Origin of the sequence: Streptomyces incarnatus (genome assembly GCF_001027185.1) — a bacterium.
GTDB classification, from domain to species: domain Bacteria; phylum Actinomycetota; class Actinomycetes; order Streptomycetales; family Streptomycetaceae; genus Streptomyces; species Streptomyces puniciscabiei.
Genome location: NZ_CP011497.1, coordinates 6,580,602 through 6,598,337, shown reverse-complemented (window position 1 = coordinate 6,598,337; position 17,736 = coordinate 6,580,602). Strand labels below are relative to the sequence as shown.

The 17,736-nt window shown below is 73.5% G+C and carries 20 protein-coding genes; 8 read left to right on the top strand and 12 right to left on the bottom strand.

Annotated elements, in window-relative coordinates; translation table 11 throughout:
• Positions 1 to 6: 6 nt before the first annotated feature.
• Both ABB07_RS29845 and ABB07_RS29840 read right to left on the bottom strand, forming a co-directional pair.
• Entirely contained in the window at positions 7 to 891 is an 885-nt protein-coding gene (locus ABB07_RS29845) for an SDR family NAD(P)-dependent oxidoreductase (RefSeq protein ID WP_208901620.1), read from the bottom strand.
• The gene (locus tag ABB07_RS29840; RefSeq protein WP_208901619.1) at positions 891 to 1,709 is read right to left on the bottom strand and encodes an acetoacetate decarboxylase family protein; all 819 of its coding nucleotides are present in this window, start codon (positions 1,707 to 1,709) and stop codon (positions 891 to 893) included. Before ABB07_RS29840 ends, ABB07_RS29845 begins: the two co-directional genes overlap by 1 nt.
• A 116-nt stretch (positions 1,710 to 1,825) precedes the next feature.
• Between ABB07_RS29840 and ABB07_RS29835 the strand changes: the two genes are divergently transcribed.
• The 6 genes from ABB07_RS29835 to ABB07_RS29810 all read left to right on the top strand — a co-directional run bounded on the left by ABB07_RS29835 (position 1,826) and on the right by ABB07_RS29810 (position 7,692).
• Positions 1,826 to 2,491, top strand: a complete 666-nt coding sequence (locus ABB07_RS29835; RefSeq protein WP_208901618.1) for a TetR/AcrR family transcriptional regulator — start codon at positions 1,826 to 1,828, stop codon at positions 2,489 to 2,491.
• Positions 2,492 to 2,805: 314 nt separating this feature from the next.
• Positions 2,806 to 3,816 (top strand): DEDDh family exonuclease, encoded by a 1,011-nt coding sequence (locus ABB07_RS29830; protein ID WP_208901617.1) that lies wholly within the window; start codon positions 2,806 to 2,808, stop codon positions 3,814 to 3,816.
• A gap of 149 nt (positions 3,817 to 3,965) precedes the next feature.
• Positions 3,966 to 4,199, top strand: a complete 234-nt coding sequence (locus ABB07_RS29825; RefSeq protein ID WP_153535354.1) for a hypothetical protein — start codon at positions 3,966 to 3,968, stop codon at positions 4,197 to 4,199.
• A gap of 49 nt (positions 4,200 to 4,248) precedes the next feature.
• On the top strand, positions 4,249 to 5,043 hold the full coding sequence (locus tag ABB07_RS29820; RefSeq protein ID WP_482269073.1) for an SURF1 family cytochrome oxidase biogenesis protein: 795 nt from the start codon (positions 4,249 to 4,251) through the stop codon (positions 5,041 to 5,043).
• 103 nt (positions 5,044 to 5,146) lie between these two features.
• Positions 5,147 to 6,931, top strand: a complete 1,785-nt coding sequence (locus ABB07_RS29815) for a glycoside hydrolase family 15 protein (protein ID WP_208901615.1) — start codon at positions 5,147 to 5,149, stop codon at positions 6,929 to 6,931.
• A gap of 5 nt (positions 6,932 to 6,936) precedes the next feature.
• Positions 6,937 to 7,692 (top strand): SDR family oxidoreductase, encoded by a 756-nt coding sequence (locus ABB07_RS29810; RefSeq protein WP_208901614.1) that lies wholly within the window; start codon positions 6,937 to 6,939, stop codon positions 7,690 to 7,692.
• Between the two features lie 36 nt (positions 7,693 to 7,728).
• Here ABB07_RS29810 and amaP read toward each other — a convergent pair whose 3' ends face one another.
• The 5 genes from amaP to ABB07_RS29785 are packed head-to-tail and all read right to left on the bottom strand — an operon-like array spanning position 7,729 to position 10,053.
• Complete coding sequence (amaP, locus tag ABB07_RS29805) at positions 7,729 to 8,310, bottom strand: alkaline shock response membrane anchor protein AmaP (RefSeq protein WP_208901613.1); 582 nt, start codon at positions 8,308 to 8,310, stop codon at positions 7,729 to 7,731.
• A gap of 6 nt (positions 8,311 to 8,316) precedes the next feature.
• The gene (locus ABB07_RS29800) at positions 8,317 to 8,937 is read right to left on the bottom strand and encodes a DUF6286 domain-containing protein (protein WP_208901612.1); all 621 of its coding nucleotides are present in this window, start codon (positions 8,935 to 8,937) and stop codon (positions 8,317 to 8,319) included.
• On the bottom strand, positions 8,937 to 9,329 hold the full coding sequence (locus ABB07_RS29795; RefSeq protein WP_208901611.1) for an Asp23/Gls24 family envelope stress response protein: 393 nt from the start codon (positions 9,327 to 9,329) through the stop codon (positions 8,937 to 8,939). The genes ABB07_RS29800 and ABB07_RS29795 overlap by 1 nt, the downstream gene beginning before the upstream one ends.
• A gap of 7 nt (positions 9,330 to 9,336) precedes the next feature.
• The gene (locus ABB07_RS29790) at positions 9,337 to 9,531 is read right to left on the bottom strand and encodes a hypothetical protein (protein WP_208901610.1); all 195 of its coding nucleotides are present in this window, start codon (positions 9,529 to 9,531) and stop codon (positions 9,337 to 9,339) included.
• A 48-nt stretch (positions 9,532 to 9,579) separates the two neighbouring features.
• On the bottom strand, positions 9,580 to 10,053 hold the full coding sequence (locus tag ABB07_RS29785; protein WP_208901609.1) for an Asp23/Gls24 family envelope stress response protein: 474 nt from the start codon (positions 10,051 to 10,053) through the stop codon (positions 9,580 to 9,582).
• 97 nt (positions 10,054 to 10,150) lie between these two features.
• Here ABB07_RS29785 and ABB07_RS29780 point away from each other — a divergent pair, with 97 nt between their 5' ends.
• Positions 10,151 to 10,885 carry a nucleopolyhedrovirus P10 family protein gene (locus ABB07_RS29780; RefSeq protein WP_208901608.1) on the top strand — a complete coding sequence of 245 codons (735 nt, stop codon included), beginning with the start codon at positions 10,151 to 10,153 and terminating at the stop codon, positions 10,883 to 10,885.
• Between the two features lie 40 nt (positions 10,886 to 10,925).
• Here the strand turns inward: ABB07_RS29780 and ABB07_RS29775 are convergent, their stop codons facing one another.
• The 3 genes from ABB07_RS29775 to abc-f all read right to left on the bottom strand — a co-directional run bounded on the left by ABB07_RS29775 (position 10,926) and on the right by abc-f (position 14,003).
• Positions 10,926 to 11,729, bottom strand: a complete 804-nt coding sequence (locus tag ABB07_RS29775; protein ID WP_208901607.1) for an enoyl-CoA hydratase/isomerase family protein — start codon at positions 11,727 to 11,729, stop codon at positions 10,926 to 10,928.
• A 130-nt stretch (positions 11,730 to 11,859) separates the two neighbouring features.
• Positions 11,860 to 12,081, bottom strand: a complete 222-nt coding sequence (locus ABB07_RS29770) for a helix-turn-helix domain-containing protein (protein ID WP_004002281.1) — start codon at positions 12,079 to 12,081, stop codon at positions 11,860 to 11,862.
• A gap of 323 nt (positions 12,082 to 12,404) precedes the next feature.
• Positions 12,405 to 14,003 (bottom strand): ribosomal protection-like ABC-F family protein, encoded by a 1,599-nt coding sequence (gene abc-f, locus ABB07_RS29765; RefSeq protein WP_208901606.1) that lies wholly within the window; start codon positions 14,001 to 14,003, stop codon positions 12,405 to 12,407.
• 258 nt (positions 14,004 to 14,261) lie between these two features.
• Here abc-f and ABB07_RS29760 point away from each other — a divergent pair, with 258 nt between their 5' ends.
• Positions 14,262 to 14,675, top strand: coding sequence for a VOC family protein (locus tag ABB07_RS29760; protein ID WP_208901605.1), 414 nt, complete (start codon positions 14,262 to 14,264; stop codon positions 14,673 to 14,675).
• Positions 14,676 to 14,691: 16 nt separating this feature from the next.
• On the opposite strand, the gene ABB07_RS29755 is transcribed toward ABB07_RS29760, so the two are convergent.
• Positions 14,692 to 16,059, bottom strand: coding sequence for a hypothetical protein (locus ABB07_RS29755; protein ID WP_244189807.1), 1,368 nt, complete (start codon positions 16,057 to 16,059; stop codon positions 14,692 to 14,694).
• Between the two features lie 329 nt (positions 16,060 to 16,388).
• Entirely contained in the window at positions 16,389 to 17,516 is a 1,128-nt protein-coding gene (locus ABB07_RS29750) for an alpha/beta hydrolase (protein ID WP_208901603.1), read from the bottom strand.
• Positions 17,517 to 17,736: the final 220 nt, after the last annotated feature.

Sequence of the window (17,736 nt, the reverse complement as noted above, 5' to 3'; positions counted from 1 at the left end):
CTCGGTTCAGTCCAGGACGAAGCTTTCGAGGTACGACGGGTTGGCGCGGTCCAGCATCGACCGGGCCCGGGCGCGGATCTGCGCGTCGCTGTGCTCGCTCGCCGGAAGCAGCCAGAAGCGGTCCTCGCGGATGCCGGCCACGACGAGGGCGGCGACCTCCTCGACGGGCGTGAAGCGGACCTCTTGGCCGGCCTCGCGCATCGCCGCCTCCCACTGGTCGAGGCTGCGGTACGGGGTCCTGCGCGGGTGCTGTTTGGCGTAGCGGGCGGGGCGGTTGCGGTGCGACTCCCACAGGCCGGTGCGCAGCATGTGCGGGCCCGGGAAGAGCACCGAGGCGCCCACGCGCGCGTGCTCGGCCCTCAGATGGGCGTACAGGGACTCGGTCAGGGTGACGACGGCCGCCTTGGTGACCGCGTACACGGAGGCGGTCGGGAGGGGTGCGATGCCACCGTCACCGGAGGATGTATTGACCACATGACCGGGTTGACCCGACTTGATCATCCTGGGCACGAACGCCTGCACACCGTGGAAGACGCCCCACACGTTGACGGCGAAGGCCCACCGCCAGTCGTTGGGGTCGTGCTCCCACATCCGGCCCTCGGCGCCCGAGCCGACGCCCGCGTTGTTGCACAGGACGTGCACGGCGCCGTAGGTGTCGTACGCCGCCTCCGCCAGCTCCACGACCTGGGCGCGTTCACCGACGTCGACCACGCGCGCGTGAACCTCGGCGCCCTCGGCCCGCAGGCCGGCGGCGGCCTTGTCCAGGGCGGCCGCCTCCACGTCGGCGAGGACCACCTTCAGGCCCTCGGCGGCGAACCGCCGGGCCATCGCGAGCCCGATCCCGCTCGCCGCCCCGGTGACGACGGCGACCTGCCCGGCTTCGAGGTCCATCAGGCGCTCCCCTCGGGCGAGGCGGACTCCGGTGGGCCGTCGAGGATCTGCAGCGGGTCGTCGTAGCGTTGATGGATGTACGGCAACAGGGCCCGCGCGTCGACCCGTTCGACGACCCGGCCGCTCTGGTCGCTGGTCTTCTCGCCGATGGTGATCTCGCGCAGGCGCAGCACCGGAAGGTCGGCCACGGGGTCGTACGCCGAATCGCGCAGCACGACCTCCCCGGTGACCCGCTCCAGCCGGCGCACCTTCTCGTGGCGCACGCAGTGCACCAGGACCGGGTCGGTGTCGAAGCCGGAACCGTCCACGGCGGGAAGGAACTTGAAGTAGAAGTCGGTCCTGCGGCTCGGCTCCGGCACCGGCAGCTCGGGGCCGGCCGTGCCGCGCACCTCGACGAACGCGATGCCGTGCCGGCTCATCGACGCGCGCACGCCGGAGCCGTCGCGCTCGACCGTCACCTCGCCGAGCTTCTTGGGCTCGCCGAACACCTCACGTCCGCCGGTGAGGGCGCGCTCCTGGGTCATCGGCATGACCAGCGTGTACCAGCCGTCCACCGTGCCGTGCGCGGCGGCGACCGCGACGGAGCCCGCGCCGAGCGGGTACCCGGGCAGGTCGACCTCGCTGATGTTCACCCGGACGAGCGGGCTGCCGGTGGGTTTCAGGGGTGGGGGCAGGACCGCGGCGAGCGCGTCCGGGTCGGTCTCCCAGACGGCCACCACGCCGGTGGACCAGATGTCGGGGAGCCGCGCGCTCGCGGTGCGCGTCGCGGCGATCTCCCGCTCGGTCCGTGCGCCGTACCGTACGCGTGCGCGTGCCATGGGCCGTACCGCCCTTCTTCCGACGGAGCCACGCTTCTGACGGCTCGTCACCTGTAACACAGTTACAGCAGACTCCGTGCGGGGTAAAGGCACGCGTACGGACGGGAGTTGGAGGCATGGCGAGCGGGGCGAGGAGTGCGCTGACCCGGGAGGCGGTGCTGGAGGCCGCCGCCGCTCTGGTGCGGCGGCACGGGCCGGACGCGCTCACCATGCGGGCGCTGGCCGCGGACCTGGGCACCGCCGTGACGTCGATCTACTGGCACGTCGGCGGCCGCGAGGCCCTGCTCGACGCCCTCGTGGAGCGGACCGTGGCCGAGCTCGGCGAGATCCGCCCCTCCGGGCGCACACCCGAGCAGCGGGTGGTCGGCGTCGCCCGCGAGCTGCGCCGGCAACTGCGCGACCATCCGCATCTGGTGGCCCTGGTGCACGAGCGCGGGCTGACCGAGCGGATGTTCCTGCCCGCCCAGCGGGTCCTGGTGCGCGAGGCGCATGCCGCCGGGCTGCGCGGCGCGCGGGCGGCCGAGTTCGTGCGGGCCGTGCAGTTCCAGGTCGTCGGGCACGTGCTGGTGGAACGCAACCGCGAGCGCGCCCCGGTGCAGCAGCCCGGCGAGCGGGAGCTGTGGGGCTCCCAGGCCGCCGGTGACGACCCCGCGCTGGCGCGTGCGCTGGCCCGGCCCGTGGACACCGAGCGGCTGTTCGTGACGGCCGTACGGGCGCTGGTGCGGTCGCTGTTGGCACGGCCCTCGCGCTTGCCCACCCGTGCACCCGACTCGGTCGCCTGAGAAGCGCAGGACAGGCACGCACGCGTGGCAGCGTTTTCCCTGCACGCACTGGCGTGCCACCGCTCCACCCGCGCGTGCGACACATACCGCCGCTCGTCAGGCACCCGGCGGGCGGGCTCGCAGGCCCGCCGCGGCCTTGCCCACTCGGTTCGGCCGAGCCCCTTCACCCTGCGCCTGCCGGCCGGCCGGGACCGGTGGGCGGGCAGAAGACAGCGCACACCCGTGCGGCGGTCGAGCGGCTGAGCGGCGAACCGGCGGAGCCGAGCGCACCTGCCGGACCCCGCTGTCAGTCGCGGCCCGTATCCTCAATGACCATGCTCGAAGACCGTGCGACCGCAGTGTCCTCCCCCACCCAGTGGCCGGCCGCGTATCCGAAGGGATACGCGGTCGTTGACGTGGAGACCACCGGCCTGGCCCGGGACGACCGGATCATCTCGGCGGCCGTCTACCGGCTGGACGAGCGCGGCGAGGTCGAGGACCACTGGTACACACTCGTCAACCCGGAGCGCGACCCGGGACCGGTGTGGATACACGGTCTGACGAGCGAGGTGCTCGAAGGGGCACCGCTCTTCGGGGACATCGCCGAGGAGTTCGCGGCCCGGCTGGACGGCCGGGTGCTGGTCGCGCACAACGCCGTCTTCGACTGGCAGATGATCGCGCGGGAGTACGCGCGCGCGAAGCGCGAGGCGCCGGTCCGTCAGCGGCTGTGCACCATCGCGCTGTCGAAGGAGCTGGGGCTGCCGCTGCCGAACTTCAAGCTGGAGTCGCTGGCGGCGCACTACGGCGTCGTACAGCAGCGGGCGCACCACGCGCTGGACGACGCGCGCGTGCTGGCGGAGGCGTTCCGGCCGAGCCTGCGGGCGGCGGCGGCGGGCGGCGTGCGGCTGCCGCTGCTGGAGTGCCGGCCGCTGACGGAGTGGTCGGACCGCCCGGTGCCCCGGCAGTCGTCGGGCGGCCACGGGGGCTACGGCGGCTATCGGACGACCAGTTGGCGCCCCTCCCGCAAAAGGCCCGCGTGCCCCTATCCCAACCCCGGTCGCTACGAAGACGGCAAACCGCTCAAACAGGGCATGAGGGTGGCGTTCTCCGGGGACACCTCCGTCGACCGCGACCTGCTGGAGGACCGGGCCACCGAGGCCGGTCTGCACGTGGCGTCCAGCATCTCCCGGCTGACCAGCCTGCTGGTGACCAACGACCCTGACTCGGGCACGTCCAAGGTGGTCAAGGCGCGGCAGTTCGGCACGCCGATCGTCGACGAGGCGGCCTTCGGGCAGCTGCTGCGGGACGTCGAGCCCGCCGACGGACAGCGGCACGGAACGGCATGACGACAGGGAACTACGTCACGGCACGGAACGGCGTCACGGCACGGACGGGCCTGACGAAACGACAGGAAATCGTACGAATGGGTGGTTGCGGTACGACTCACCCGGCGCCCGCTCGCCCGTGCGCCGGGTGACGGCCCACCCTGTGGCGCATGGCGAAATGCGAAGTTTGCGGCAATGACTACGGGATGACCTTCGAGGTCCACGCACAGGGCTCGGTGCACGTCTTCGACTGCTTCTCCTGCGCGATCCACCGGATGGCCCCCATCTGCGAGCACTGCCGGGTGCAGATCATCGGCCAGGGCGTGGAGGCCGACGGCCGGTTCTACTGCGGAGCCCACTGCGCCCGCGCGGAGGGAAAGGTGGGCATCGTCGACCGGGTGTGACCCGGTACCCGCCCGAATGCACCCCACGGCCCGGAGGTACCGTCGTGGGGTGCACCGCTACCGCTTCCTGTTGTCCCGCCAGTGGGTGATCCTCACCATCGTCGCGCTCGCGCTGATCCCGACGATGATCAGGCTGGGCTTCTGGCAGCAGCACCGGTACCAGGAGCGCACCGCGCGCAACAACCTGGTCTCCTCGGCGCTGCACGCCAAACCGGTCCCGGTCGAGCGGCTGACCTCCCCCGGGCACGCGGTGACCCGCACCGAGAGGTACCGCACGGTCACCGCGACCGGCACCTTCGACACCGCCAGGGAGGTCGTGGTCCGGCGCCGGACCAACTCCGACGGCGAGGTCGGCTTCCACGTGCTCACCCCCTTCGTCCTGAACGACGGCAGGGTCCTCCTCGTCAACCGCGGCTGGATCCCCGCGAACGGCGCCCAGACCGCCTTCCCGAAGATCCCCGCCCCGCCGTCCGGCCGCACCACCGTCACCGGGCGGCTGATGGCCGACGAGACGACCGCGGCGAGCGGCATCAAGAACGTCAAGGGTCTCCCCGACCGCCAGATCATGCTGATCAACAGCACCGAGGAGGCGCACCGGCTCGGCGCGCGGGTGCTCGGCGGCTATGTCGAGCAGACGGCGCCCACGCCCAAGGACGGCCCGGAGCAGATCTCCGACCCGGGCAGCGAGGACGCCCCGCTCAACTACGCGTACATGATCCAGTGGTGGCTGTTCGCCGCGGGCGTCCCGGTCGGCTGGTGGTTCCTGGTCCGCCGGGAGATCCGGGACCGGGAGGAGGCGGCGGCGCAGACGCAGTCGGCGGAGAGCGCACCGGCCGCCGTATGAGCCCCGCGTGCCTCCGCTGGGCCCCGCGTGCTCCGGCGCGGTGACGTCACTCCCCCGGCGCACCACCTGATTGGCCCTCTGGCCCGCCGGGAAACCGGATCCCGTGAACGCGCGCATCGAGGACTACGCACTCATCGGTGACGAGCAGACCGCGGCGCTGGTCGGCAAGGACGGCTCGATCGACTGGCTGTGCCTGCCCCGCTTCGACTCCGGCGCGTGCTTCGCCCGGCTGCTGGGCGGCGAGGACCACGGCTACTGGCGGATCGCCCCCGAAGGCGCGGACACCTGCACGCGCCGCGCCTACCGGCCCGACACCCTCGTCCTCGACACCGAGTGGGAGACCCCGGACGGCACGGTCCGGGTCACCGACCTGATGCCGCAGCGCGACCGCGCCCCCGACGTCGTACGGATCGTCGAAGGGGTCAGCGGCCGGGTCACCGTCCGCAGCACCCTGCGCCTGCGCTTCGACTACGGGTCGATCATGCCGTGGGTGCGCCGCGCGGACGGGCACCGGGTGGCCGTCGCGGGACCGGACTCGGTCTGGCTGCGCTCCGAGCCGGCCGTGCACACCTGGGGCGAGGACTTCGGCACCCACTCCGAGTTCGGCGTCGCCGAGGGCGAGCGGGTCGCGTTCGTGCTCACCTGGCACCCCTCGCACGAGCAGCGTCCGAAGCTCAACGACCCCTTCGAGGGCCTGGAGTGCAGCGTCGCGGACTGGCAGGGCTGGGCCCGGCAGTGCCGTTACCGGGGGCCGTACCGGGATGCGGTCGTCCGCTCCCTGATCACCCTCAAGGCCCTCACCTACATCCCGACCGGCGGCATCGTCGCCGCGGCGACCACCTCGCTGCCGGAGCAGCCGGGCGGGGTCCGCAACTGGGACTACCGGTACTGCTGGCTGCGCGACTCCACCCTCACCCTCGGGGCGCTGCTCAACGCCGGTTACCACGACGAGGCCGCGGCCTGGCGCGACTGGCTGCTGCGCGCGGTCGCCGGCAACCCGGCCGACCTGCAGATCATGTACGGCGTCGCGGGCGAGCGGCGGCTGCCGGAGATGGAGCTGCCCTGGCTGCCCGGCTTCGCCGACTCCGCCCCCGTACGCATCGGCAACGGCGCGGTCGAGCAGCTCCAGCTCGACGTGTACGGCGAGGTGATGGACTCGCTGGCCCTGGCCCGTAGCTCGGGCCTGTCCCCGCGGCCGCACATGTGGGCGATGCAGCGCGCCCTGATGGGCTTCCTGGAGTCGGCGTGGCGGCAGCCGGACGAGGGGCTGTGGGAGGTGCGCGGCGGCCGGCAGCAGTTCGTGCACTCCAAGGTGATGGTGTGGGTGGCCGCCGACCGGGCCGTGCGGACGCTGGAGCAGTACAAGGACCTCAGGGGCGACCTGGAGGGCTGGCGCAGACTCCGCGACGAGGTCCACCGGGAGGTGTGCGAGAAGGGCTATGACCCCGAGCGCAACACCTTCACCCAGTACTACGGCTCCCGCGAACTCGACGCGGCGCTGCTGCTCATCCCGCGCGTCGGCTTCCTGCCGCCCGACGACCCGCGGGTGGTCGGCACGGTCGACGCGATCCGTGACGACCTCGGGCACGGCGGCTTCCTGCGCCGCTACGACACCGAGGACTCGGTGGTCGACGGGCTGCCCAGCGGCGAGGGCGCCTTCCTGGCCTGCTCGTTCTGGCTGGCCGACGCCCTGTACCTGACCGGCCGGAAGGACGGGGCACGGGAGCTGTTCGGCCGGCTGGTGGGCCTGGCCAACGACGTGGGGCTGCTGGCCGAGGAGTACGACCCCGTCGACGGCCGCCACCTGGGCAACTTCCCGCAGGCCTTCAGTCACATCGGGCTGGTGAACACCGCCCTCACGCTCTTCGGGGACGACCAGGCAGGATAGGGGCCATGGATCTTGGACTGAAGGACCGGGTGTACGTCGTCACCGGGGCGACCCGCGGACTGGGCAACGCCGCCGCGCGGGAACTCGTCGCCGACGGGGCGAAGGTCGTGATCAGCGGCCGGGACGAGAAGCGGGTGGCCGACGCCGCCGCCGAACTGGGCCCCGACGCGGTGGGCGTGGCCGTGGACAACGCCGATCTGCGGGCGCCGGAGCGGCTGATCGCGGCCGCCCGTGAGCACTTCGGCGCGTTCCACGGCGTGCTGGTGAGCGTGGGCGGGCCGGCGCCGGGTTTCGTGGCGGACAACACCGACGAGCAGTGGCGCGACGCGTTCGAGTCGGTGTTCCTCGGTGCGGTGCGGCTCGCGCGGGCGGCGGCCGCGGAGCTGGCGGAGGGCGGCGTCATCGGGTTCGTGCTGTCCGGGTCGGTGCACGAGCCGATCCCGGGGCTGACCATCTCCAACGGGCTGCGGCCCGGCCTCGCCGGGTTCGCCAAGTCGCTCGCCGACGAGCTGGGGCCGCGCGGGATCCGGGTGCTGGGGCTGCTGCCGGCCCGCATCGACACGGATCGCGTGCGCGAGCTGGACGCGCTGTCCGCCGACCCCGAGGCCACCCGGGCCGCCAACGAGTCCCGGATCCCGTTGCGGAGGTACGGCAAGCCGGAGGAGTTCGGTCGCGTGGCGGCGTTCCTGCTGTCTCCTGCGGCTTCTTATCTGAGTGGCGTCATGCTGCCGGTGGACGGGGGCATGCGGCACGGGTTCTGACGTGCGGGCCGGGGTCAAGTGACCCTTTCCGCGGGGTCAAGTGACCCTTTCCGCACGGTGTTTGACCGTCCGGAGCCGTACCTCCGCCGGAAGCGAGGGCAGGCGTGCCGACCGGCGGGCGCGGGTCAGGGCCTCGGCCGTGAACCCGGTCAGGGCCGTCGCCGGGTCCACGTGCGGTTCGAGTTGGAGCCACGCGCTCGCCGTGGGTGCCGTACGGCGGCCCCGCAGGAGGATCTCCGCGTGCGCCACGCCCTCCTGTCGCACGGCGTCCTGGGCCAGGGCCGACTCCAGGGCCCTGGCACGCAGCAGGGCGGACTCGTCGTCGCCGGTGTCGACCAGGATCTCGGTCAGCCGGCGGCGGCGCAGGACCGACGTGAGCCACCACAGGCTGAGCACGACCACGAGGGCGAGACCGGCGATGACCGCCGGCCACCACCAGCCGGCGGACCGCCAGTGGGTCCGCTCGGCCTTCGTGAGCAGCACGTCGTGCGGGCCGCTGTGGATCCACCAGGAGGGCGGCGGCGCGCCCAGGCCGACGGCCAGCACCGCACCGCCGAGCGCGAGCAGGAGCAGGCCGGCCAGGGCCAGCAGGACGCGGTTGAGACCGCCGGCGCGCATCCGTCCTCACCCCTTCCGTCCGGGCCGGGACACCCGCAGCGACAGGGTGGGCGGCCGGGTCAGGCCGAGGCCCCGGATCGCGTCCGTGAGCACCGTGTCCAGGTCGGCGCGTACGTCGTCCAGGTCACGGAAGTGCGCGAGGGCACGGACGTCGGCCTTCCTGCGGCGCATCCGCACCCTCACCGACCGGACCCCGGAGATGTCCATGGCCCGGTCGCGCAGCAGGAGCTCCGCCACGTCGCGCCGGAGCGCGGCGCGGACATCGTGGTGCGGGCGCCGCATGGGCAGCAGTGCGCGCAGGCCGGGCGTGACCGCGAGGGCGATCAGCCACAGGCCGAGGGCGACGGCGACGGCGGCACCGGTCAGCACCCAGGTGTCGTCCAGGGGCCGCTGCGCCAGTTGCCGGGCGAGGGCGCGGCGCCAGTGCATCGCGGGACGGTGGGCGCGTACGGCGGCGATGTCGTACAGCAGCAGGCCGGCGCCGGCCAGCAGCAGGAGCGCGACGACGGCGGCCGGGACGCGGCGCGGCGACCAGAAGCGGCCGCTGCCCTCGGCGGGGGCCGCCTCCGGCGGGGCGGTGCCGGGGTCCTTGTCGAGGGTCGGGGTGGTCGGCTGTGGCTCGCTCATCACGCCCTCCCGTGCGGTTCCGGGTGCAGCCGTTCGACGTGGACGGCGACCTCGGGCACCGCCATGTCCACCAACGCGCCTACCCGCTCGGCGACATGGCGACGCACGGCGGCGCAGTGGGCGCCGATGTCGCAGGGATAGCCGAGTTCGAGGTGGACGCGGACGCGGGCCGCCGCGATGGGGGTCCCCCCGCTCGAGCGAAGCCCAGAGTGGGGGAGGACGACGACCGTGGCGTGCGGGGCGGTCGCGTCGGGGGGCAGCGAAGGCAGCGCCTCGCGGGCCGCCTGCGCCGCGATCTTCGCCACGACCCGGTCGGCGATCCGGATGGCGCCGCGCTCCCCCGGCGGCACGAGGGCCGACGGCGGATGCGCCGCGCCGGTGTCGGCGCTCACCCCTCCGTCACCGCCGCCGGTCGCGCCGGTCGCCGCGGATGCGGAAGAAGTCACCCGGTTCCAGGTCGCCCTCCGCGAACCGGCCGACGACGAACCCGACCGCCCCCAGGGCAGCCACCAGCAGAAACGCACCGAAGCCGCCGAAGTACCCGGCGAAGCCCAGCGCCATTCCGGCGATCATGCCGACCACCGCCATGCTCATGCCTCGCTCCTCCACTCGTCGGGTGTGCGGTCCCGGGCCGCCGGTGCCTCACTGGATCCGGGGCGGCTCGGGCTCCTCTTCCTCCTCCTCGGGCAGCTTGACGTCGCTGACGGCGATGTTGACCTCGACCACCTCGAGTCCGGTCATGCGTTCCACGGCGGCGATCACGTTCTCCCGCACCGCGCGGGCGACATCGGTGATCGAGACGCCGTAGTCCACGACGATCTCCAGGTCGAGCGCGGTCTGCACCTCGCCGACCTCGGCCTTCACGCCCCGGGTGACGGACTTGGAGCCGCCGGGCACCCGGTCGCGCACGGCGCCGAAGGTGCGGGCGAGGCCGCTGCCCAGCGCGTGCACGCCGACCACGTCCCGAGCCGCGAGACCGGCGATCTTCACCACGACGCCGTCGGCGATGGTCGTCCGTCCGCGGGTGGCCGGATCGCCGCCGCCGCGCCGGGTCGTCCTGTGGGCCGAAACCTGTGGCTCCTGGCCGCCCTCGGGGGTCGTCGTCATGTCGGTCATCGCCGTACGTCCCTTTCGGTGGTCCCCGTCGATCGTCCTCCATCCACCGTAAGCAAGGTTGCCCGGCCGCGCGCCGCTGATACGGCAGGCTGGAGGAATGACGGCGGACCGGTGGACAGAGGTGGTACGGCGCCAGGTCGGGCTGGGCAGGCTGCTGCCGCTCGGCGGGCCACTCGACGGCGCCTGGATCGCGGAGAGCGCGGCCGCGGCGGTGCTGGAACGGGCGGTGGCGGACTCGATGCCCGACGTGCGGCTCGGCACGCTGCGGCTCGCGCTGGCCGATCCGGACGAGGCGCCGGAGCCCGTCGTGCCGGCTCCGCCGAGCGCGCTGCCGCCGGGGCCGCTGCGGCTGACGGCGGACTTCGCCGCGGCGGCCGCCGAGCCGCTGCCGACGGTGGCGTCCAGGCTGCGGCTGACCCTGGCGACGGCCGCGACGGAGCGGCTCGGGCTCGCGGTGGCGGAGGTGGACCTGCGGGTCACCGGCCTGCTGGACGCGGTGGAGCCGGGCGCGCGGGTGCGGGCACCGCGGCCGGTGTCCGCGCGCGAGCCCACCGGCGCCGACGAGTCCCGGGTGGCCGCGGCCGCGCTCTCCGTCCCCGGCGTGACCGGGCTGACGGGGTCCCTCGGCGGCCTCGGCCGGGCGGTGCACCTGGAGGAGCGCACGGCCGGTACCGCCCTGCCGCAGCGGCACGTACGCGTGGAGCTGACGACGGGCGCGGACCACCGGGCGGTCGAGGTGGCCCGGCGGGTGCGTACGGCGGTGCGGGCCGCGCTGGAGGACCGGCCGACGGTGGCGGTGCTGATCACGGCCGTCGGCGACACGTCCCGCTAGACGCGCGGGGCCGGATCACGGTCCGGCTCCGCCGCCGCGCCTACTCGCCGAGGCCGGCCAGGTCCCGGAGCCGGCGTGCCTGGGCAGCCCGCTCGGCCGCCCGCTGCTCGTCGTACGTACGGTCCACCGCGCCCCGCAGCAGCGCCTTGGTCTCCACGACCGCGTCCCGCGGCGCGGCCAGCAGCGCCGCGGCCAAGTCCCGTACGGCCGCGTCGAGTTCAGCCTCCGGCACGCTGACGTTGGCCAGCCCGGACGCCACCGACTCCGCCGCGCCGACGAACCGCCCGGTCGCGCAGATCTCGAGCGCGCGGGCATACCCGACGAGACCGACCAGCGGGTGTGTGCCGGTCAGGTCGGGGACGAGGGCCAGGCTGGTCTCGCGCATGGCGAACTGCACGTCGTCCGCGACCACCCGCAGATCGCACGCGAGCGCGAGCTGGAAGCCGGCCCCGATGGCGTGCCCCTGGACGGCGGCGATGGACACGATGTCACTGCGCCGCCACCAGGTGAACGCCTCCTGGAACTCGGCGATGGTCGCGTCGAGCCCGGCGTCGTCACGGCGCGCGAGTTCGATGAAGTTCGGCTCGCCCGGGATCCCCTCCGGCGTGAACATCTGCCGGTCCAGACCGGCGGAGAAGGACCTGCCCTCGCCGCGCAGCACGACGACCCGGACGGAGCCCGGCAGCAGCCGGCCGGCCTCGGTGAGCGCCCGCCACAGGGCGGGGCTCTGCGCGTTGCGCTTGGCCGGGTTGGTCAGCGTCACCGTGGCGAGCGCGTCGTCGACGGTGAGCCGTACGCCGTCCTTGTCGAGTACAGGAGCGAGGTCCTGGTCGGGCGTAGCCATGGGGCGCCTCCGATGGGGTGCGGTCATCACACAGTGCCGTTACGGCATGCTAAGTGACTGCACAGTAACCACCCGGCCGATCAGACCGCCGACCGGGTGGCCACCCATCGAAGCCGATGGCCGCCCGGAGTCAGGACGATGCGGCCTTCTTGCCCCGGGTCGCTCCGCCACGCCCACGAAGCGTGACGCCCGACTCGCTGAGCATCCGGTGCACGAAGCCATACGAGCGGCCGGTCTCCTCGGCCAGCGCCCGGATGCTCGCACCGGAGTCGTACTTCTTCTTCAGGTCTGCCGCGAGCTTGTCGCGCGCGGCGCCGGTCACCCGGCTGCCCTTCTTCAGAGTCTCGGCCACCCGTGCCTCCTCATGGGAAGTGCGCTCTGGTCTCCTCATGATCACCCCTCCTGGGCGTGATGGCCACCCATTCGGCAAGGTCCGTGAGACATCGTTGTGACGACAGGAGTGGATCCGCACAAGCGGAAGACGGGGTTCCAAGGAGTCCCGCCCACGGAGCCGAACGGGTGGATTCGCGAAGCACCAGGTCAGAGACGCGAGGCGGCCGATCCCTTGGCAGTAAAGGGATCGGCCGCGAAATCCGTGTAGGACACACCTCGATACGAGGAGATCTCACACAGATGATGGATCACCGATGAGCCGAATGATCCATACGCAGTGGATCACGCCAGGGCGACGAGATCCGCGTAGTCGGAGCCCCACAGGTCCTCGACGCCGTCCGGCAGCAGGATGATCCGCTCCGGCTGGAGCGCCTCGACGGCGCCCTCGTCGTGCGTGACGAGGACGACCGCGCCCTTGTAGGTGCGCAGGGCGCCCAGGATCTCCTCGCGGCTGGCGGGGTCGAGGTTGTTGGTCGGCTCGTCGAGCAGGAGCACGTTGGCCGAGGAGACGACCAGGGTCGCCAAGGCGAGCCGGGTCTTCTCGCCGCCGGAGAGGACACCGGCCGGCTTGTCGACGTCGTCGCCGGAGAACAGGAAGGAACCCAGCACCTTGCGGACCTCGACCAGGTCCATGTCGGGGGCGGCCGAGCGCATGTTCTCCAGGACCGTGCGGTCGGCGTCCAGGGTCTCGTGCTCCTGGGCGTAGTAGCCGAGCTTGAGGCCGTGGCCGGGGACGACCTGGCCGGTGTCCGGCTGCTCGACGCCGGCGAGCAGGCGCAGCAGCGTGGTCTTGCCCGCGCCGTTGAGCCCGAGGATGACGACCCTGGAGCCCTTGTCGATGGCGAGGTCGACGTCGGTGAAGATCTCCAGCGAGCCGTACGACTTCGACAGGCCCTCGGCCATCAGCGGGGTCTTGCCGCAGGGCGCGGGTTCCGGGAAGCGCAGCTTGGCGACCTTGTCGGACATCCGGACCGCTTCGAGGCCGGAGAGCAGCTTCTCGGCGCGGCGGGCCATGTTCTGCGCGGCGACCGTCTTGGTGGCCTTGGCGCGCATCTTGTCGGCCTGGGCGTTGAGGGCGGCGGCCTTCTTCTCGGCGTTGGCCCGCTCCCGCTTGCGGCGCTTCTCGTCGGCCTCGCGCTGCTGCTGGTAGAGCCTCCAGCCCATGTTGTAGATGTCGATCGCGGACCGGTTGGCGTCCAGGTAGAACACCTTGTTGACCACGGTGTCGACCAGGTCGACGTCGTGGCTGATGACGATGAATCCGCCGCGGTAGGTCTTCAGGTAGTCCCGCAGCCAGATGATCGAGTCCGCGTCGAGGTGGTTGGTCGGCTCGTCGAGGAGCAGGGTGTCCGCGTCGGAGAACAGGATGCGGGCCAGCTCGATACGGCGGCGCTGACCGCCGGAGAGGGTGTGCAGCGGCTGCCCGAGGACGCGGTCGGGCAGGTTCAGCGCGGCGGCGATGGTGGCGGCCTCGGCCTCGGCGGCGTACCCGCCCTTGGTGAGGAACTCGGTCTCCTGGCGCTCGTACTGCTTCATCGCCTTGTCGCGGGTGGCGCCCTTGCCGGTGGCGATGCGCTGCTCGTTCTCGCGCATCTTGCGGATCAGTACGTCGAGGCCGCGCGCGGAGAGGATGCGGTCGCGGGCGAGGACGTCGAGGTCGCCGGTGCGGGGGTCCTGCGGGAGGTAGCCGACCTCGCCGGAGCGGGTGATCTGGCCGGCGGCCGGGATGCCCTCGCCGGCCAGGCACTTCGTGAGGGTGGTCTTCCCGGCGCCGTTGCGGCCGACGAGGCCGATGCGGTCGCCCTTGGCGACACGGAAGGTGGCGTTCTCGATGAGGACGCGCGCACCGGCGCGCAGCTCGATACCGGAGGCGGAGATCACGGACAGACTCCAGGGCGTACAGGAATTGGCGGGTGGGCGGCTGAGGACGTTCCCGCCGTCTAATGCGCGAGGAGAATGGCCATGGGAAGAAGTCTAACGGGGGCGTGCAAGCGGTTTTCCACGTGCGTGCGTTCGGTCCGTGACATCCCCCACTGCCTTGAGGACGCTGGGCTCTCGCTCGTCGCGTGAGGCGTTGTCAGTGGCGGCTGCGACACTGAACGGGACGCCGGAGGACCGACGCACGAAGGAGTGATCGGCATGGCAGGCACGGGCGGCGGACGGCCGAGTCTCTACCCCACGCTGCTGTACGCGGACGCGCAGGCGGCGATCAAGCAGCTCACGGAGGCCCTGGGCTTCACCGAGCTGTCGGTGTACGAGACGGAGGACGGCAAGGTGATGCACGCCGAGCTGGTCCAGGGCAACGGCGCGGTGATGATCGGCTCCAAGGGCCGGGGCGGCCTGTTCGACACGGCGATGAAGGACGCCGGGCCCGCCGGGGTGTACGTCGTCGTGGACGACGTGGACGCCCACCACCAGCGGGCCCTGGAGCACGGCGTGGAGATCCTGATGCCCCCGACGGACCAGGACTACGGCTCGCGCGACTACATGGCCCGGGACACCGAGGGCAACATCTGGAGCTTCGGGACGTACGCCCCCGAGATCGGCGCCTGAGCGGCCCCCGCGCCGCTCATCCCCCGGTGTGCACCTGGAAGGCGGCCCGGCGCACGGCCTTGGCCAGGGCCGGGTCGGGGTGCGCGGCGGCGAGCGCGACCAGGACCTGCACGGTGCGCGGGTGCCCGACGGCGCGGACCTCGTCGAGCAGCTGGGGGACGGTGGGCTGCACCGCGGACTCCAGGTGCCGGACCAGCATCGGCGACTCGCCGTGGTCGGCGACGGCGGCGGCGGTGTCCACCCACAGCCAGGTCGCCTCCCGGCGGGTGAGGACCTCGTGGGCGTCCTCGGGGTCGACCCCGTCGTGCTCGGCGAGCCACAGCAGGGCGTACGGCCGCAGGGCGGGCTCGTCGACGACGGCGCGCACGTCCGGCTCGGCGGGGGCGCCGACCACGCGCAGCGCCTCGAAGGCCAGGCCGCGCAGCAGGGCGTCCTCGCCGCGCGCGGCGTGGATCAGCTCGGTGACGGCGTCGCCGACGGTGCGGGCGGCGAGCCAGGCGCGGTATTCGGCGCGGGCGGCGTTGGGGCGGAGCTGGGCGCAGCCGCGGAGCATGTCCTCGGCGGACTGCTCGATGTTGCCGGCCGGGCTCTGCGCGGCCACGCAGATCTGCTCCAGCTTGACCCACACCGCCCAGCTGCCCAGCGGGGTCAGCGTGGCCTGGCCGTCGCCGTAGGTCAGCGCGCCGACCGTGGCGAGGGCCCGCAGCGCCCAGTCGAGGAGGGGCCCGAGAGGGGTGTCGCCGGCGGGCGCGGGGTCCTCCGGGACGCCGACCCGGAGCTCCGCCGGGCTCGCGGAGTCGCCCGCCGGGCGCCCGGCACCCGGCTCGGACGTCCGCCGCTCCGCCGCCAGGCCCGGCTGCGCGGCCCCGGGCTCGGCGGGGTGCGCGGTGCCCGGCTCGTAGGGCACCTCGCAGCGCTCGGTGCGCAGTTCGGTGACCCGCTGCTGGAGCAGGTCCAGGAGCTGCTCGACCGGGACGGGCCCGGCGGACAGCTGGAGGAAGGAGAGCACCTGGGGCATGGCCGAGACGACCTCGGCGACGGCGGCCGGCTCGTGCTCCTCGGGCTCCGGGGAGGCGAGCGACCAGGCGTCGAAGAGGGCGACCCAGCCGCGCAGCACGGCGCTGTCGTCGCGGTCCCAGGCGCGCAGCCGCCAGCCGGGGCGCGCGCTGTCGCCGTGCACCTCGACGAGTCCGGCGAGGCGGGCGGTGTCCCAGTCGGTGCGGACCTGAGTGACGCTCAGGCCGAGATCGGCGGCGGCACGCCGGGCGGTGGCGTCGGAGAGGGTGGCCTTTCCGTCGGCGGTGGCGCCGTCGCTGCCGGGGCCGAGTGCGGCGTCGGCCCAGCGAGCCACGCGCACCGGGCCGGCCAGCCCGGTGCGGGCCATTCCGGCCAGTTCCGCGGGGGCCGGGGTGCCCTCCGGCGGCCGGGGTGCGAGGCGGCGCGGACGCCGCTGGTTCACAGCTCTGGGGGCGGCGGCCAGGGGTCGCGGTCGGACGAGTCGGAGCCTGGAGTCGCGCGGGATACGGGACGTCACGGGTGCAGTCTTCCGGTTGACGGTCCGAAAACCCAAACGGAATGTCACGGCGGGCGACGGGACTGGCCAAGGCACGGGGTCCGGGAGGGGCGAGGAGCGGTGATCAGGCCAGTCGTACGGCCTTAAACGGAATGCCCGGCACCGGGCCCTCCGCGCCCGCCGGAGGGCCGGGAGCGTCCTCAGAGCAGCGGGGTCAGGAAGCGGCGCAGCCGCTCCTCGTACTCCTTGGGGTCGGCGTTCCACATCGCCGCGTGCGGTGCCTCGGCGACGGTGTGCAGGGCGACCAGGCCCGGGCGGCGGCGGGCGAGCCGGCGGGAGAACTCCCAGGGGGCCACCTGGTCGCCGGGCCCGTGGAAGATCAGGGTCGGCACGGTCAGCACGTCCGGGTCGGTGAGTTCGGGGACCCGGTCGGCGTACAGGCCGGTCCGGCCCTGGGCGGCGCGCACCGCGAGCGGCAGCAGCGGCTGCGGGGTGCGGCGGGCCCGGGCGAGGGCGCGCAGCGTGGCCTCCCAGCTGAGCACCGGGGAGTCCAGGACCAGTCCGGCGACGCGCTCGCGCACCGCGGAGTGCTCGGCGGCGCGCAGGGCCATGGTGGCGCCGGTGGACCAGCCGAGCAGGACGACCCGGCGGGCGCCGTAGCGCACGGCGTAGCGGATCGCCGCGTCCAGGTCGCGCCACTCGGTCTCGCCGAGGTGGTTCAGGCCGTCCGGGGGGCGCGGGGCACCGAGGTCGCCGCGGTAGGCGAGCGCGAGGACCGGCACCCGGCGGGCGTGCAGGGGGGCCATGAGGTTCATGGCCTGTTCCCGGGTGGTGCCGAGGCCGTGCACGGCGATGACCCAGGTGTCCCGGGCCCCGGGCACGAACCAGGCGGGCAGCTCGCCGAGTTCGCCGGGCACGTCGATGTCGGCGTGGTCGAGACCGAGGGCGGTGCCGGGGTTGCCGACGTACAGGTTCGGCGTGAGCCACACCGCGTCGCCGGGGTCGAGGGTGCCGTGGGTGACGCCTTCCAGGCGGCGTACGACGGTGTCGGCCGTGTGCCGGGCCGCGTCCAGGACAGGGCCGACGACCGCGTGGGAGCCGTCGCCGGACAGGCCGTAGGTGCCGGGGCGCAGCGAGGCCAGGTCGCGGGTGAGGGCGATCTGCCCGGGGGCGGTGCCGTGCACGGTGAGGCGGGGTTCGGTGGGCAGGGGACGGCCCGCGGGCGCCTTCAGCGCGGCGTCGCTGGCGATGCGGCCGGCGGCGACGGAAGCCACTGCCAGGCCGGCGGCTATGGCCGTGGTGAGGGCGGTCGCTTTGACGGTGCGCACGGCTCCAGTGTCGTGGGGGCCGTCGTCACCGGCCAGCCGGAGGACGGGACCAGGTGAGAAGCGTCGGGTGCGGGTGGGTTCGGCACCGCCGGAAAGGTGCGTGGTGGCCGAGCGCCGTCGCGGCGGACCGGAACGACCGGCGTCAGCGGCGAGCGGAGCCGCCGGAACCGATCGGCCAGGAGCCGGCGCGGAAACCGGAACCGATCGGCGAGGAGCCGGC

What these genes read in the sequence shown, in the direction of transcription:
- ABB07_RS29845 (WP_208901620.1), bottom strand. Translation starts at nt 891, where the DNA reads ATGGACCTCGAAGCCGGGCAGGTCGCCGTCGTCACCGGGGCGGCGAGC.
- ABB07_RS29840 (WP_208901619.1), bottom strand. Translation starts at nt 1,709, where the DNA reads ATGGCACGCGCACGCGTACGGTACGGCGCACGGACCGAGCGGGAGATC.
- ABB07_RS29835 (WP_208901618.1), top strand. Translation starts at nt 1,826, where the DNA reads ATGGCGAGCGGGGCGAGGAGTGCGCTGACCCGGGAGGCGGTGCTGGAG.
- ABB07_RS29830 (WP_208901617.1), top strand. Translation starts at nt 2,806, where the DNA reads ATGCTCGAAGACCGTGCGACCGCAGTGTCCTCCCCCACCCAGTGGCCG.
- ABB07_RS29825 (WP_153535354.1), top strand. Translation starts at nt 3,966, where the DNA reads ATGGCGAAATGCGAAGTTTGCGGCAATGACTACGGGATGACCTTCGAG.
- ABB07_RS29810 (WP_208901614.1), top strand. Translation starts at nt 6,937, where the DNA reads ATGGATCTTGGACTGAAGGACCGGGTGTACGTCGTCACCGGGGCGACC.
- amaP (WP_208901613.1), bottom strand. Translation starts at nt 8,310, where the DNA reads ATGCGCGCCGGCGGTCTCAACCGCGTCCTGCTGGCCCTGGCCGGCCTG.
- ABB07_RS29800 (WP_208901612.1), bottom strand. Translation starts at nt 8,937, where the DNA reads ATGAGCGAGCCACAGCCGACCACCCCGACCCTCGACAAGGACCCCGGC.
- ABB07_RS29790 (WP_208901610.1), bottom strand. Translation starts at nt 9,531, where the DNA reads ATGAGCATGGCGGTGGTCGGCATGATCGCCGGAATGGCGCTGGGCTTC.
- ABB07_RS29785 (WP_208901609.1), bottom strand. Translation starts at nt 10,053, where the DNA reads ATGACCGACATGACGACGACCCCCGAGGGCGGCCAGGAGCCACAGGTT.
- ABB07_RS29780 (WP_208901608.1), top strand. Translation starts at nt 10,151, where the DNA reads ATGACGGCGGACCGGTGGACAGAGGTGGTACGGCGCCAGGTCGGGCTG.
- ABB07_RS29775 (WP_208901607.1), bottom strand. Translation starts at nt 11,729, where the DNA reads ATGGCTACGCCCGACCAGGACCTCGCTCCTGTACTCGACAAGGACGGC.
- ABB07_RS29760 (WP_208901605.1), top strand. Translation starts at nt 14,262, where the DNA reads ATGGCAGGCACGGGCGGCGGACGGCCGAGTCTCTACCCCACGCTGCTG.
- ABB07_RS29755 (WP_244189807.1), bottom strand. Translation starts at nt 16,059, where the DNA reads ATGGCCCGCACCGGGCTGGCCGGCCCGGTGCGCGTGGCTCGCTGGGCC.